A 15,877-nucleotide genomic window follows, 5' to 3' on the forward strand; every position below is an offset into this window, starting at 1 on the left:
CGTGACGGACATTCGTTCCGACCTGCGACGAGCGATAGGACAGCTACGCCTAATGAAAATCGACGTAGCCCGGACCAAATGACGTCCATGCACCGGAACTGGCACTGATCGGCAGCATCTGGCAGGAGCCGACACGGGACGTCGGCCGGTGATGCCGGTCCGATGACCGGACTCCCGACGGCGGCAACACAAACACACGAAATGTTGCACGAAACACATCTGGACATCCCGGGACGCCCAGCCGGGGCCGGGTCGTCGGGGTGGTCGTCGGTCTGGTCGCAATACGCGCCCTCACCGGCTTGTGAAGAGCCCGCCCCCGGGACTCCCCATGCACTCACCATGACCCGGCAATGCCCAGCCGCACAGCATCCGCCGTACTGCCCCCATACCCCGGCTACCGTGGTTTCAATCCAGCATCCGCAACGGATCCCGCCATGAGCGGGGCAGCGCGGACGCGGGCGGGCCGTTTCGGCAGGCCGTCGGTCAGCCGGCCGTCGGTCAGCCGGCCGTCGGTCAGCCGGCCGTCGGTCAGCCGGCCGTCGGGGCGGGTGACGGTTGACCGTCCCGGCTCGCCAGGGACGGCGGCCGCACCCGGTGGACCAGCGCCGTCTGACTCACGGTGGCGACCAGCGCACCCGTGCGGTCGTACATCCGCCCGCGCACCTGCGCGACGTTGCGGACGATCGCCTCGACTCGCACGTCCAGTAGCACCCACTCACCGGTCGGGGGCGCGACGATACGCAGGCTGTTGTCGAGGCTCGTGCCGGCGGCCATGTCCCCCGTGGCCTCGATGAGTCCGACCGGGGCGAAGTCGCCAAGCAGCGCGAGCACCGCCGCGTGCAGGGGCAACCGAGGTCGCAGGCGCAGCCACAGCGCGCTGCTCCCGCCGCCCGGCCGGCCGTCGAGGTCGGTCCGGGCCGGGCGGGCCCACCGCTGCTCGACCAGGGAGATCACACCGTCGCGGGGGAAGTCCAGCCAGTTCGGGTACTCGCGCGGGGGGCAGCTGTCGGGGTCCGGCGCCCAGTCACCGGCCGGGCCGAACCGGCTGACGACGCCACTCACCCGGCTGAACGTGCCCCCCGCGAGGAACACCAGCCGCCCGGCCGTGGTGGCGCGCACGACGACCTGTGACAGACCGCCGGTGCCCGGGTCGACGCTCAGCTCCACCTCTTCACCGGCATGCACGGGGGCGAGGAACTGGGTGTGCGCCCACACGCAGTCCCGCCCGCCGCAGGCCTGGACGAAGGCGATCGCGGCGGCGAGTCCGCAGCCGCCCCACAGGGTGCCCCGCGTGTTGAGAAGATGAGCGTCGGCCACGAAGCTGCCGCGGCACTCCCCCGGGTCGACCGTCAGCCCGAGCAACCCGGCGAGGGAGGTGGCCTCGCGGCGGAGCTCACCGCGGGACTGCCCGGCCCGCCGCGGACCGACCCCCTGGCCGAGCTGGGTCGGCAGGTCGGCAGCGAGTCTTGGCGGGATGCCGGGTTCGCGCGGGTCTGTCACATTCTCATCCTGGCAGGCCCGGTCGGGCCATGCGCCGGGGTCGCCCGGCCGGACTCCCCGCGTCTGCTTTCGCGCAGACCTCGCCCGGTGACACAGTGTCGGTCAGTCAGCCCGCCGCCCGTCGGCACCAGGAGGCCGGATTGAGTAGCCAGATCGAGACCGAGGTCGCCGACGGCGTGCTCACGGTGCGCATCGTGCGCCCGGACAAGCGCAACGCCCTCACCCAGGCGATGTACGCGGCGCTCGCCGAGGCGTTTGCGGCGGCCGAGGCCGATACCGGGGTGCGGATCGTCCGGATCCGCGGCAGTGGCGGGTCCTTCACCGCCGGCAACGACCTCGCCGACTTCCTGGCCACGGCCGGCCTGGCCCCGGACGGTCCGACGATGACCTTCATCCGGACGGTCGCCCGCGGCACGAAGCTGCTCGTCGCCGAGGTCGACGGGCCGGCGGTGGGCATCGGCACGACGCTGCTGCTGCACTGCGATCTGGTGTACGCCACCGAACGCAGCACCCTGGGCATCCCGTTCGTCAACCTCGGCGTGGTGCCCGAGTTCGGCTCGTCCCTGCTGCTGCCGCGCCGGGTCGGACCCGCGGCGGCAGCGAGGCTTGCGTACTTCGGCGAACCGTTCAATGCCGCGCGGGCCGCGGAGCTGGGGATCGTCACCGAGGTGCTGCCCGACGCCGACGCGCTGCGCGCCCGGGTCGACGACCGGGTCGCGGCGCTGCTGGCCCAGCCGCCGCAGGCCCTGGCCGCCACCCGTGCCCTGCTCCACGACGGCGGGACGCCGGCGGTACTCGAACGCATCGACGTCGAGGGTGCGCTCTTCGCCGAGCGGCTGGCCTCGGCGGAGGCGAAGGCGGCGATGACCGCGCGGCTGCCCGGCCGCGGGGCGTCCCCCCGGTCGAGCTGAGGCCACCCGCGACCCGCGCGGTCCCCCGCACGGATACCCACACGGACACCCACTGGCCCGAAGCGGTCACGATCCCCGGTTCACCCGGGCGTGGCCGGGCATACCGGGGATCGTGACCAGTTCCCTGCCGCGCCAGCGCGACCAGGGGGACGTCCTGCCGCGTCGGCACTGGTGGCATCGGTTCTCCCCCGGTCCGGGGGGTGCACCGCCGGCTCGCAGCGCACTCGGATTGCGGCTGGCGCTCGCCGTGTTCGGTCTGGTCTTCTGCGGCGTCACCGCGGGACTGTTCGCCTCGCGCGAACAGCCCGCCGCCGCGGGGGTGCTCGCGCTGCTCGCGCTGGTCGCCCTCGTCGACCTCGCCGTCATCCAGCGCCGGTTGCACCAGCGTTCCCATCCCCGCCGGCCGCCACCTCCGCGACCGTGACCGCCGACCGCCCGCGCCCGCCGATGTCCGCTCCGGCCGCATGGTGTCCCGGTCCGGCCGCATAAGGTGTCCGAGGATCGACTGATCAGATCCGGTGGGCCCGGGTGGGCGTCGAGGTGGCACGGGAGAGGGACGGCGGCCCATGAGCGAGCCGGCGGGCGGCGGGCGGCCGGTACCAGCCGGACTGCCCCGGGGCACCGCGGACGAACCCGGACTGCGCCAGGCGCTGCGCCGGATGCGACTGATCGCCACCGGGCTGCTCGCCGCTGTCGTGACCGTCTACCTGCTCGCGCAGGGCTGGCACAGCCACGGTGGCCCCGGCTGGGTGGCGTATGTGGCCGCCGCCGCGGAGGCCGGCGTCGTCGGCGCGCTGGCCGACTGGTTTGCCGTGACGGCCCTGTTCCGCCACCCGCTCGGCCTGCCGATTCCCCACACGGCGATCATCCCGGAACGCAAGGACGCCCTCGGCCGGGGCCTGGAGAACTTCGTCAGCACGCACTTCCTCGCCGAGGACGTGATCCGGGACAAGGTCGACGGCATCGGCGTCTCGGTGCGCGTGGGGTCGTGGCTGCGCCAGCCGCGCCACGCCGAGCGGGTGACGACCGAGATCGCCGGCCGGCTCACCTCGGCCATCTCCGGGATGAGCGACGACCTGGTCCGCGAGGTCGTGGAGAAGGCGGTGCTGCCCCGGGTGGTCGAGCGCCCCTGGGCGGGGGTGCTGGGCGCGGCGTTGCAGCGGGTGCTCGACGACCGGCTGCACGTCCGGCTCGTCGACGTGATCGTCACCGAGGTCCAGGAGTGGCTGACCCGCAACCCGGAGCTCTTCACCCGGCTCGTGGTCGACCAGGCGCCGAGCTGGACGCCGCAGTGGCTGGACGAGGCGGTCGCGGTCAAGGCCTACGACAAGGCGCTGGAGGCGATCGCGGAGCTGCGCGCCGACCCGGAGCATCGGGTGCGCCAGGCGCTGGACCGGTTCCTCGGCGACTTCGCCGGCCGCCTGCGCGCGGATCCGAGCCTCGGCGAGCAGGTCGAGCAGATCAAGCAGCGGCTGCTGGGGCACGCGGAGGTCGGCCGGGCCGTCGCCGCGATCTGGGCGACGACCCGGACGATCCTGCTCGACCTCACCACCGATCCGACCAGCACCGCCCGGGTGCGGGCCACCGACGAGCTGGCCGCGTTCGGGGCACGACTGGCCACCGACCCGGAGCTCGGCCGCACCGTCGACCGGGCCGCGTCCGATCTGGCCGCCCGGGCGGTCCACCGCTACCAGGGGGACATCGCCGCGATCATCGGGGACACCGTCGCGAGCTGGGAACCCGAGGAGACCTCGCGGCGCATCGAGCTGCACGTCGGCCGGGACCTGCAGTTCATCCGCATCAACGGCACGGTCGTCGGCGCCCTCGTCGGGTTGCTCATCCACGCCCTCACCGAGCTGGTCTTCTGACGGCGTGGCCGCGACCGCCCGGCCCGTGCACGCGGCCACGCACCTGCCTCGAGGCCCGCACGGCCGGGCGCACGGGAGACCGGGCGGGCGTCCGGGCCAGCCGCCGGGCGGGCGCGACCTGCACCTGTGACCGAACGGGCAGCGGCGGTCGGCGGCCGCAACCCACGCCGCACGTGCACACCGACCGACCGGGCCCGGGCCCGCAGAGCCCCCCGGATCGGGGGGCACCGGCCGCCGCACCCGAAGGTCCCGTCCACCCCGTGCCGGTCGCCACGTTCGCGGTGGTCTTCTGGTTCCTCCGGACGGTGCGGCGCCGCACCGGCCTCGAACCGGCCGTGACCGCGGTCATCCCGGCGCCACTGACGGTGTTCGGCCTGCTCGGCGGGCATGCGGCCGGGTCCTTCGCCGGTCGGCGCAGGCCGACGTTCCCGATGGTGACCCTCATCGCGTCCCCGGCCGCCACGCCCCTCACTTCCGGTGATGGCCCGGCGATTATTGCTGCGACGCAAGCGGCGGGCGCACGCGTCATCCGCCCGATGCCGCACGCCGGGGTGTTCGTCCTGGTCACAGGGACAGCACGGAGTAACCCGACACGCTGCGCAACCATCGCCGCCGCGGGTCGGCGCCGACCCGCGGGCCCGGCCGGGACGAGGCGGACGACCGTGCGGACGCGCACCGGCATACCGCCGTTCCGTGACCGCCCGAACCGGCACAGAGGGGTATGCAACGGCTCGTTGCGTGCCGCGGCCCTATCCCGAAGCACGGATCGTCGATGTACCGTGAAGGAGACGACGGCCCGAGCGGCTGTCCGCGCCCGGCTGAATGGTCGGGTGTGCGAGGTCGGTGCGAGCGCCATAGCGGGAATCACCCGCCGTTGGGTCTGGTCGCGGAGCCGGCCGTACCCCGGCCGCCGGACGATGCAACGGGCTGGTGTGGACCTCCTCACCCGTCCAATTGATCTCATGGTGGCCCTGACCTGATCGGCGGATCCCTCTGTCTCAGCACGGAAACTCCCAGTCCCATGCTGCCCATCGCCAGCCCCGCCCGGCCCGTGGCCGCGGCGTCGCAGGCGGTACTGGACGCGGCGGCGCCCGCACCGCGGGCCGCGGTCCGCGGCCCGGCGGCTCCCGCTTCGGCGGCCCGGCGCGCCCGGCCGCTCCCCTCATCACGACGCGTGAACCCCGACCCCCGGCCGAGACGTTCGAGGCCGCCGGCCTGCCCAAGCGCCTGATCAAGGCGCTCGCCGACCGGAACATCGCCGCGCCGTTCCCGGTGCAGGCCTCGACCCTGCCCGACGTCCTCGCCGGGGAGAACGTCCTCGGCCGGGCGAAGACCGGATCGGGCAAGACGCTCGCCTTCGGGCTGCCCATCCTCGCCCGGCTCGCCAGCGGCGGTCCGGCGGCACCGCGCCGCCCCCGCGCCCTGGTCCTCGTCCCGACCCGTGAGCTGGCCCAGCAGGTCAGCGACGCGCTCGAGCCGCTGACCCGGGCGTTGAACCTGCGCCTGGCGCCGGTGTACGGCGGGACGTCGATCAGCCGGCAGATCTCGGCGCTGCGCCGCGGCGTGCACCTCGTCGTGGCCACCCCGGGCCGGTTGACCGACCTCGTCGAGCGCAGCGCCTGCGAGCTCGGCGAGATCGAGATGACGGTGCTGGACGAGGCCGATTTCATGTGCGACCTCGGCTTCCTGCCCGCCGTGCGGGCGCTGCTCGACGCCACTCCGTCCACCGGGCAGCGGCTGCTGTTCAGCGCGACGCTCGACCGCGAGGTCGAGGTCCTGGTCCGGGACTACCTGCCCGACCCGGTCCTCGTCGCGATCGACTCGGAGACCTCCCAGGTCACCACGCTGGTCCGGCACGCCCTCGAGGCGCCCGACCGCGCCGCCCAGGTCGCGCTGGTCACCGCGCTGGCCGGCGGCTCGGGCCGCACCCTGGTCTTCGTCCGCACCCAGCGGGACGCCGACCGCGTGGCCGAGTCGCTCAGCCGCGCGGGCGTGCCGGCCGAGCCGCTGCACGGCGGGATGCCGCAGGGCGCCAGGACCCGGGCGCTGGCCGGTTTCACCGACGGCTTCTACCGGGTGCTCGTCGCCACCGACGTCGCCGCCCGCGGCATCCACGTCGACGGCATCCGGCTGGTCATCCACCTCGGCCCGCCGGAGGACGCCAAGACCTACCAGCACCGCGGCGGGCGGACCGCGCGCGCCGGCGCCGACGGCGCCGACGTGCTGGTCACCCTGCCCGCCGAGCGGGGCAAGGTGCGCGGGCTGCTGCGCGCGGTCGGCATCGAGGCGCGCCCCGAGCCGACCACGCCGGACGACCCGATCGTCCTGGAACTCGCCGGCCCGCCGGCCCCCCGGGTCAGCAAGGACGAGATCCCGCAGGCCCGCATGGCCGGCGCGACCGGTGGGCGCGGACCGCGCGTCGGCGCACCCCGGACCGGCGGCGGCCGTGACGGTGAGCACCGGCACGCCCGCCGCGACGGCGGTCACCGCTTCGGCCGGTCCGGGACCGCCCACGGCCGGCCGCAGCGGCGCCCCGGCGCCCCGGCAGCCCCGGCCCCCGCCGCCCCGGCCCCGACGGCCTGACCCACCGACGGTCTGAACCACCGACGGTCTGACCGGCCGACGGTCTGAACCACCACCGTTCACCCGCTCCCGCCATCGGCGCCGCCGCCCTGATCCGTCAGGGCGGCGGCGCCGACCGGGATCTGGCACCGACCGGACCGTCACCGTCGGGTCCCCGCGTTCGCAACGGCCGACTCCCGGCGACAGGTCCGTCACCAGCAGCGGAACACCGACACGTGACGAGACAGTCCGGATCTGTGGTGTGAGCAGGGCCACCCGAGGTCTTTGTGTGCCCCGTCCGCTCGATACCGTTTTAGGGACAGGTGTCGACATCGATGGAAGGAGCGTGCACATGGAACAGGACCAGTTGACCCAGCTGACCTCGGGTCTCTCCGGGCCGGGTCCGCGGGACACCGTCCCCGGCACCGTTGACGCGGTAGAGGTCACGGAGATCACAACCGAGAAGATCGCGTTCGGTTCCGTCGCGAACCCGAAGCGGCTGCGGCTCGGAGCCTCCCGCGCACTGTGACCCCCGACGGGTCAGGATTTCTCCAGGTCGGCCGCCGTGGGGCGGCCGACCTTGCGTTTCATCTCACCGATCCCGGCTTCCGGTCGGGGTCGGGGTGGTCCTACCGTCGAGGGATGAGCAGCCCCGAGACGACCCCGCGCGCAGCCGGATCGACCGCATCCACCGGCTCCACCGGTCCCGAGCCGGCCGGCGCGGGGCACGAACGCGTCACGCGGCCGGTCGGCGGTGACGGCTTCCGGTCGTCCTGGGCCCAGCTCGATGGGCCGGTGCACGTCGTCGACTTCGGCGGCCCGGCGGACGGTCCGCTGCTGCTGTGCGTGCACGGCCTCGGCGGTTCCTATCTGAACTGGCTGCCCCTCGCCCCGCTGCTCACCACCACCCATCGGGTGATGGCCGTCGACCTGGCCGGTCACGGCCGCACCCCGGCCGCGGGCCGGCGCACCGACGTCGTGGCCAACCAGGGTCTGCTCGACCGCTTCCTGGCCGAGGTCCTCGACACCGCGCCCATCCTCGTCGGCAACTCGATGGGCGGCATGATCAGCGTGATGCAGGCCGCCCGGCGGCCCGACTCGGTCGCCGGCCTGATCCTCGTCGACCCGGCGCTGCCCCGCCCGCGCGGCGTGCGCCCGGATCCGGAGATCGCCCGCATCTTCGCCGGCCTGTTCGTCCCCCGCCTCGGCGCCGCGGTCCTCGCCCGCCGGCGGACCCGCTTCACCCCGCGTGAACTCGTCGACCAGAGCCTGCTGCGGCTCACGGCCGACCCGAGCGCGATCCCCGAGACGGCGCTGGCCTCGATGGAACGCGCCCAGCGGGAGCGCGGCGGGCTGCCCGACGCCGACCAGGCGTTCGTGGGCGCGGCCCGCTCGGTGGTCTGGTCGCTGCTGCGCCCGGCGCCGCTGGCGCACATGGTCCGCACCGTGCCGCAACCGACGCTGCTGCTGCACGGCTCCGCCGACCGGCTGATCCCGGTGGCGGTGGCCCGCAACGTCGCCGCGCAGCGGCCCGACTGGCGGGTGGAGATCCTCGACGGCCTCGGCCACGTGCCGATGCTCGAGGCCGCGGAGCTGACCGCGGAGCTCATGGCGGACTGGCTGAGCCGCGAGGGCCGCGCGGCGGCCGAACGCGCCCGCCGTCCCGCCAGCCCGGTGCTCCCGACCCTGGCCCCGCTGCCGGCGGTGGGGAGCTGACCAGGGCGACCGATCCCGGCGAGGCGCTGCGGTCCGCGCTGCGTGCCGCCGCCGGGCACGCCGATGCCTGGCTCGCCGGCCTCGCCGAGCGCCCGGTGCGCCCGGCGCACAGCGCCGCCGAGGTCCTGGCCCGGCTCGACGACCGGCTGCCGGCCGGCCCCAGCGACCCGGTGGCCGTCGTCGACGCGCTCGTCGAGGCGGTGGGGGGCGGGCTGACCGCCACCGGCTCGCCTCGGTTCTTCGGCTACGTCGTCGGCGGCACGCTGCCCGCCGCGCTCGCCGCGGACCTGCTCGCCGTCGTCTGGGACCAGAACGCGGCGCTGGCGTCGCTGTCGCCCGCGGCCAGCGCCGTCGAGACCGTCGCCGGCCGGTGGGTCGCCGAGCTGCTGGGCCTGCCGGCGGACGTGTCGGTGGGCTTCACCACCGGCACCCAGATGGCGCACGTCACCGCGCTCGCCGCCGCCCGCCAGCGGGTGCTCGCCGACGCGGGCTGGGACGTCGCCGCCGACGGCCTGACCGGGGCGCCGCCGGTGCGCGTGCTCGTCGGCGCGAACCGGCATGCCACCGTCGACGCCGCGCTACGCCTGCTCGGCTTCGGCACCCGCACGATCGTCGAGGTGGCCACCGACCGGCTCGGCCGGATGCGCCCCGACGCCCTGCGCGCCGCCCTCGCACCGACCGCGACCGCGCACCCGACCGGACAGGCCGGCGCCGAACCACCGACACCAGCACCGATGCCGACATCAACATCGACGCCGACGCCGACACCGACACCGACACCGACACCGACACCGACGATCGTCATCGCCCAGGCGGGGGAGGTCAACACCGGCGCCGTCGACCCGCTCGGCGAGATCTGCGCGATCGCCCACGCCCACGGCGCCTGGGTGCACGTCGACGGCGCCTTCGGCCTCTGGGCGGCGGTGTCGGGGTCACCGGCGCGGCGCGACCTCGTCGCCGGCGCCGAGCTCGCCGAGTCGTGGGCCACCGACGGGCACAAGTGGCTCAACGTCCCCTACGACTGTGGGATCGCGCTGGTCGCCGACCGGGTGGCCCACCGGCGGGCGGTGTCGACCTCGGCGGACTACTTCGTACTCGACACGGCGGGGCAGCTCGACCCGGTGGACTGGACGCCGGAGTTCAGCCGGCGGGCCCGCGCCCTCGCCGTCTACGCGGCGCTGCGTTCGCTGGGCCGCGCGGGCCTACGTGACCTCGTCGACCGGTGCTGCGCCCTCGCCGACCACGCCGCCACCCGGCTCGCCGCACTACCGGGGGTGACCATTCTGAACGCGAGCGGCGACCCCGCCAGCCCGGAGCCCCTCGTCGCCCTCAACCAGGTGCTGATCCGGGTGGACGACCCACGCCCGGTGGCCGGCCGGACACACGACTCCTGGCCGGCGAGGCTGTCCGGGTCAGCCGAGGCAACGGGGTTGGCGGGGTCAGCGGGGTCAGCGGCGGCGCGGGGGGACCGGCTGACCCGGCAGGTCACCGCGGCGGTGACGGCGGGCGGCGAGGCGTACGTGACCGGCACGGTGTGGCGGGGCCGCGCGGCGATGCGGCTGTCGGTGAGCAACTGGGCGACCACGCGACGGGAGATCGACCGGGCGATCGCGGCGATCGCCGGCGCGATCGCCGACGCTCGGCGTGAGCCGTTCCAGCCGGACGCCGCGCCGGCGGCGGTCGGGCCGCCCACCCGCCCCCGTGATGCCGATCCGCACCGCGGCGGTGTCCCTTCGTGATGCTCGGGCCGACACAGTGGTGGAGGTGCCGGCGGGCTCGGGCGGGCCGCTAGGCTGCCGGGGAAAGCCCCGTCCATCCGGCCGATCCCCGTGGCGAGCGCACCCGGCGCGTCGGCGTGCCGTCCGCCCGTGACGGGGTGATCGGCCGCGCTTCGACCGGCGTGCCCAGCGCGCGGGAGGGTCCGACGTGTCAAACTCCTTCGTCCACCTGCACGTTCACACCGAGTACTCGATGTTGGACGGGGCGGCTCGGCTGAAGGACATGTTCAGCGAGGTGTCGCGCCAGCAGATGCCGGCGGTCGCGATCACCGACCACGGCTACATGTACGGGGCGTACGACTTCCACCGGCAGGCCACCGCCGCGGGCGTGAAGCCGATCATCGGCTGCGAGGCGTACGTCGCCCCCGAGTCGCGCCTGCTCAAGCAGCGGGTGCGCTGGGGCGAGCCGCACCAGAAGAGCGACGACGTCTCCGGCGGCGGCTCCTACACCCACATGACGATGTGGGCGCGCAACGCCGACGGGCTGAAGAACCTGTTCAAGCTGAACTCGCGGGCGTCGATCGAGGGCCACTACATCAAGTGGCCGCGGATGGACCAGGAGATCATCGCCGAGCACGCCGAGGGGCTGATGGCGACGACCGGCTGCCCGTCCGGCATCGTGCAGACCCGGCTGCGCCTGGGCCAGTACGACGCCGCCCTGCAGGCCGCCGCCACCTATCAGGAGATCTTCGGCAAGGAGAACTTCTTCTGCGAGATCATGGACCACGGCCTCGACATCGAGCGCCGGGTCCGCGACGGGCTCGTCGACATCGCCCGCGCGCTGGACATGCGCTTCGTGGTCACCAACGACTCGCACTACACCTACGAACACGAGCGCGACGCCCACGCCGCGCTGCTGTGCGTGCAGACGGCCTCGACGGTGGCCAACCCGTCGTTCCAGTTCGAGGGCTCGGGCTACTTCCTCAAGAGCGCCGAGGAGATGTACGGCATCGACTCCTCGGACATCTGGCAGGAGGGCTGCGAGACCACGCTGCTGATCGCCGAGCGGGTCGACCCGAGCGGCATGTTCGCCAAGCGCAACCTGATGCCGCGCTTCCCGGTGCCGGACGGCGAGACCGAGGAGAGCTGGTTTCGCAAGGAGACCTGGGCGGGCATGGCCCGGCGCTTCCCGAACGGCTTCGACGACGAACACCGCGAGCGGGTCGAGTACGAGATCGGGATCATCCTCCAGATGGGGTTCCCGTCGTACTTCCTCGTCGTCGCGGACTTCATCATGTGGGCGAAGAGCCAGGGCATCCCGGTCGGGCCGGGCCGCGGCAGCGCCGCCGGGTCGATGGTCGCCTTCGCCCTCGGCATCACCGACCTCGACCCGATCCCCCACTCGCTGCTGTTCGAGCGCTTCCTCAACCCCGAGCGCGTGTCCATGCCCGACATCGACATCGACTTCGACGAACGTCGTCGCGGCGACGTGATCCGTTATGTCACCGAGCGCTGGGGCGACGACCGCATCGCGCAGATCGTCACCTTCGGCACCATCAAGGCCAAGGCCGCGATCAAGGACTCCTCGCGGGTGCTCGGCTACCCGTACGCCGTCGGCGACCGGATCACCAAGGCGATGCCGCCGGCCGTGATGGGCAAGGACATCCCGCTGGGCGGCATCTTCGACCCGAAGCACCCGCGCTTCAGCGAGGCCGGGGAGATCCGCGGGCTGTACGAGTCCGACGCGGACGTCAAGAAGGTCATCGAGACGGCGAAGGGCCTGGAGGGGCTGATCCGCCAGGCCGGGGTGCACGCGGCCGGCGTCATCATGTCCGCCGAGCCGATCATCGACCACATCCCGGTGTGGCGCCGCGACGCCGACGGCGCGATCATCACCCAGTTCGACTACCCGACGTGCGAGACCCTCGGCCTGCTCAAGATGGACTTCCTGGGCCTGCGCAACCTCACCGTCATGGATGACGCGGTGCGCAACGTCGAGGCCAACCGGGGCATCACGATCGACCTGCTGGGGCTCACCCTCGACGACTCCGCCGCCTACGAGCTGCTCGGCCGCGGCGACACCCTGGGGGTGTTCCAGCTCGACGGCGGGCCGATGCGCTCGCTGCTGCGGATGATGCGCCCGGACAACTTCGAGGACATCTCCGCCGTGCTCGCCCTGTACCGGCCGGGGCCGATGGGCGCGAACTCGCACATCAACTACGCGCTGCGCAAGAACGGCCAGCAGGAGATCACCCCGATTCACCCGGAGCTGTCCGACGCGCTCGCCGACATCCTCGACACGACCTACGGCCTGATCGTCTACCAGGAGCAGGTCATGGCGATCGCGCAGAAGGTCGCCGGCTACTCCCTCGGCGGCGCCGACCTGCTGCGCCGGGCGATGGGCAAGAAGAAGAAGGAGATCCTCGACAAGGAGTTCGTTCCCTTCTCGGAGGGGATGAAGACCAGCGGGTACTCCGAGGCTGCGATCAAGACGCTGTGGGACATCCTCGTCCCGTTCTCCGACTACGCGTTCAACAAGGCGCACACCGCCGGCTACGGGCTGGTCTCCTACTGGACGGCGTACCTCAAGGCCAACTTCCCGGCCGAGTACATGGCCGCGCTGCTGACGTCCGTGCGCGACGACAAGGACAAGAGCGCGATCTACCTCAACGAGTGCCGCCGGATGGGTATCCGGGTGCTCCCGCCGGACGTCAACAGTTCCAACGCCGACTACACCGCGCACGGCGACAACGAGATCCGGGTGGGGCTCGCCGCCATCCGCAACGTCGGGACGAACGTCGTCGAGTCGATCGTCCGTACCCGGAAGGCGAAGAGCCGCTTCGTCTCCTTCCCGGACTTCCTCGACAAGGTCGACGCGGTGGTCTGCAACAAGCGCACCATCGAGTCGCTGATCAAGGCCGGCGCGTTCGACGCGCTCGGGCACACCCGCCGCGGCCTGGTGGAACGGCACGAGCAGGCCGTCGACGCGGTGATGGGCGTGAAGAAGAAGAACGCCGAGGGCCAGTTCGACCTGTTCGCCCTCGACGCCGACGACGACCCGGGCGCCGCGCCCGTCTTCGGCGTGCAGGAGTTCTCCGACCAGGAGTGGGACAAGACGGTCAAGCTGTCCCACGAGCGGGAGATGCTCGGGCTCTACGTCTCCGACCATCCCCTGCGCGAGGTCGAGCACATCCTCACCGCGAAGGCGGACTNCAGTATCGCCGCGCTGACGGGCGGGGAGTACGCGGACGGGTCCACCGTGACCATCGCCGGGATCATCTCCAGCCTGCAGCGCAAGGTGACCAAGCAGGGCAAGCTCTGGGCGCTGACCACCGTCGAGGACCTCGCCGGCGGCCTGGAGGTGATGTTCTTCCCGCAGACGTACGAGGTGTGCTCCACCCAGCTCGCCGAGGACGCCGTCGTCATCGTCCGAGGCCGCCTGGACAAGCGGGAGGACACCCCGCGCCTGATCGCCGCCGAGCTGACCGTGCCGGATCTCAGCGACGCGGCACTCAGCCCCCCGGTGGTGATCACCATGTCCGCGGCCCGGGTGAACCCGCCGACGGTGGAACGGCTGCGCGAGGTGCTGGGCACCCACCCGGGGACGACCGAGGTGCACCTGCGGCTGCAGACCCCCGGCCAGATCACTCTGCTGCGCCTCGACGACGCCTACAAGGTCCAGCGCACCCCCGCGCTGATGGGCGATCTCAAGGCCCTGCTCGGCGCCGCCGCGGTCGCCTGAGCCCGCCGCTCCCCAACCCTCCCCGACCCTCCCCGACCACCGCCACCTGCAGTTTTCCCTACGTCAACCGGCCGAAATATTCCCGCCGACGGGGATACCACCATGCGACACCGGACACCGTTCGGACACGGCGTTTCTGGGGGACGATGAGAGCCAGGTAACCAGGTGCGACCGCGCCCCGCGGGGCTGGGCCGACCACGGGCCTTCCGCTGATCGACCGGGCCACCGGCGTGGGCGAAGGTCCTGGTCGGGCGGGTGCCGACCGGGCAGTCTCCGGCGACGTCCCAGCCGAAGGGACCGCGCACACGACCCGGAGGATGCGCCTTGACGATCAGTCGAGAACTGGAGGAGCACGAGCCCGCCGCCCAGCCAACCCCTGTTCCGGACCCACGGTGGTCGCCGGAGCTCGTACGGGCGACCCGCACCCTGCTCGAGACCTTCATCGGGACCGCGCCACCGGTGCGGATCGTCCTGTGGGACGGCTCCGCGCTCGGCCCGGACACCCCCACGCAGGTCGTGGTGCGCTCGCCGGAGGCGATGCACCGCGCCCTGTTCCGCCCCGGCGAGCTGGGTTTCGCCCGCGCCTTCGTCGCCGGTGATCTCGACGTCGAGGGCGACATCTTCGCCGCCCTGGAGCTGCGCGACCACCTGTCCGCCCTCCCGCACCGCCCCACCGCCGCCACGGCACCCGCCCTGCTGACCCTGCTGCGCGAGCTCGGCGCCCGACCACCCGCCCCGCCGCCGGAGGAGGCCCGGCTACACGGGCGCCGCCACAGCCGCCACCGCGACGCCGCGGCGATCTCCCACCACTACGACGTGTCCAACGCGTTCTACCGGTTGATCCTCGGCCCGACGATGACCTACTCGTGCGGGGTGTGGGAGTCGCCGGCCAGCGGGCTCGACGCCGCCCAGACCGCCAAGCACGAGCTGGTCTGCCGCAAGCTCGGGCTGCGCCCCGGCGAGCGACTGCTCGACGTCGGCTGCGGGTGGGGCAGCATGCTCATCCACGCCGCCCGCCACCACGGCGTCCACGGCGTCGGGGTGACGATCTCGGTGGAGCAGGCCGCCGAGGCCCGCCGCCGGATCGCCGAGGCCGGGCTCACCGACGCCATCGAGATCCGTCTGCAGGACTACCGGGAGATTCCCGACGGCCCGTTCGACGCGATCAGCTCGGTCGGCATGGTCGAGCACGTCGGGCGGGCGATGCTGCCGACGTACTTCGCCAGCCTCTACGGGCTGCTGCGCCCCGGCGGCCGGCTGCTCAACCACGGGATCTCCTCCCCCGGCGACCCGGCCGGGGCCTACCGCTACCAGCCCCACCTCGGCCCGATCCCGCTGCCGAAGGGCCGCGACTTCCTGCGCCGCTACGTCTTCCCGGACGGGGAGCTGCACGAGATCGGCCTGATGACGTCGCTGACGCAGGCCGCCGGCTTCGAGGTCCGTCACGTCGAGAACCTGCGTGAGCACTACGGCCTGACCCTGCGGGCCTGGGTTCGGGCGCTGGAGGAGAACTGGGACACCGCCGTCGCCCAGGTCGGCGCCGGGCGCGCCCGGGTGTGGCGGCTGTACATGGCCGGCTCGGCGCTCAGCTTCGAGGGCGGCCAGACCCAGATCCACCAGACCCTCGCCGTGCGCCCCGACGCCGGCCGCTCCGGCCAGCCCCTGCGCCCCCGCTACGACTCCCCCGCCCCCCTACCCACCCAGCCCACCACCGGCTGACCTACGACGCCCCGGCCCCCGACCCGGCCCGACACCGCCGGCCGGGCCGGCGTCCGGGGCGATCCCCGTCGCGGTAACCGATCTTGACGATCATTCCTGCGCCAGCGGGCAGTCCTGGCGGTCCCCTCCCGCTTCGACAGC

Annotated in this window: 10 protein-coding genes and 1 pseudogene; 10 read left to right on the forward strand and 1 reads right to left on the reverse strand. The window is 73.3% G+C overall.

Annotated features, from left to right (window positions below; genetic code table 11):
* Positions 1-528: 528 nt before the first annotated feature.
* The gene (locus tag UK82_RS25110; RefSeq protein WP_236706412.1) at positions 529-1,500 is read right to left on the reverse strand and encodes an acyl-CoA thioesterase II; all 972 of its coding nucleotides are present in this window, start codon (positions 1,498-1,500) and stop codon (positions 529-531) included.
* Between the two features lie 140 nt (positions 1,501-1,640).
* Between UK82_RS25110 and UK82_RS25115 the strand changes: the two genes are divergently transcribed.
* The 10 genes and pseudogenes from UK82_RS25115 to UK82_RS25150 all read left to right on the forward strand — a co-directional run bounded on the left by UK82_RS25115 (position 1,641) and on the right by UK82_RS25150 (position 15,736).
* The gene (locus tag UK82_RS25115) at positions 1,641-2,411 is read left to right on the forward strand and encodes an enoyl-CoA hydratase-related protein (RefSeq protein ID WP_044884108.1); all 771 of its coding nucleotides are present in this window, start codon (positions 1,641-1,643) and stop codon (positions 2,409-2,411) included.
* A 112-nt stretch (positions 2,412-2,523) separates the two neighbouring features.
* On the forward strand, positions 2,524-2,835 hold the full coding sequence (locus tag UK82_RS25120) for a DUF6343 family protein (protein ID WP_055409718.1): 312 nt from the start codon (positions 2,524-2,526) through the stop codon (positions 2,833-2,835).
* A gap of 142 nt (positions 2,836-2,977) precedes the next feature.
* The gene (locus UK82_RS25125; protein ID WP_055409719.1) at positions 2,978-4,279 is read left to right on the forward strand and encodes a DUF445 domain-containing protein; all 1,302 of its coding nucleotides are present in this window, start codon (positions 2,978-2,980) and stop codon (positions 4,277-4,279) included.
* Between the two features lie 1,272 nt (positions 4,280-5,551).
* On the forward strand, positions 5,552-6,862 hold the full coding sequence (locus UK82_RS25130) for a DEAD/DEAH box helicase (RefSeq protein ID WP_052680986.1): 1,311 nt from the start codon (positions 5,552-5,554) through the stop codon (positions 6,860-6,862).
* Between the two features lie 331 nt (positions 6,863-7,193).
* Positions 7,194-7,370: a hypothetical protein gene (locus UK82_RS34165; RefSeq protein WP_173667349.1), complete on the forward strand. Its 177-nt coding sequence runs from the start codon at positions 7,194-7,196 to the stop codon at positions 7,368-7,370.
* A 113-nt stretch (positions 7,371-7,483) separates the two neighbouring features.
* A complete protein-coding gene (locus UK82_RS25135; RefSeq protein ID WP_052680987.1) occupies positions 7,484-8,557 on the forward strand; it encodes an alpha/beta fold hydrolase in 1,074 nt (357 codons plus the stop codon).
* Between the two features lie 95 nt (positions 8,558-8,652).
* The gene (locus UK82_RS25140) at positions 8,653-10,296 is read left to right on the forward strand and encodes a pyridoxal phosphate-dependent decarboxylase family protein (protein WP_396230646.1); all 1,644 of its coding nucleotides are present in this window, start codon (positions 8,653-8,655) and stop codon (positions 10,294-10,296) included.
* Positions 10,297-10,483: 187 nt separating this feature from the next.
* Positions 10,484-13,487 (forward strand): DNA polymerase III subunit alpha (gene dnaE, locus UK82_RS25145; protein ID WP_236706413.1); only part of this gene is annotated, 3,004 nt, incomplete at its 3' end.
* A gap of 1 nt (position 13,488) precedes the next feature.
* Positions 13,489-14,017, forward strand: a pseudogene (locus tag UK82_RS40045) (OB-fold nucleic acid binding domain-containing protein); the annotation flags it as partial.
* 324 nt (positions 14,018-14,341) lie between these two features.
* Complete coding sequence (locus UK82_RS25150) at positions 14,342-15,736, forward strand: cyclopropane-fatty-acyl-phospholipid synthase family protein (protein WP_044884112.1); 1,395 nt, start codon at positions 14,342-14,344, stop codon at positions 15,734-15,736.
* Positions 15,737-15,877: the final 141 nt, after the last annotated feature.

It is taken from the genome of Frankia sp. ACN1ag (genome assembly GCF_001414035.1).
GTDB classification, from domain to species: Bacteria; Actinomycetota; Actinomycetes; order Frankiales; family Frankiaceae; genus Frankia; species Frankia torreyi.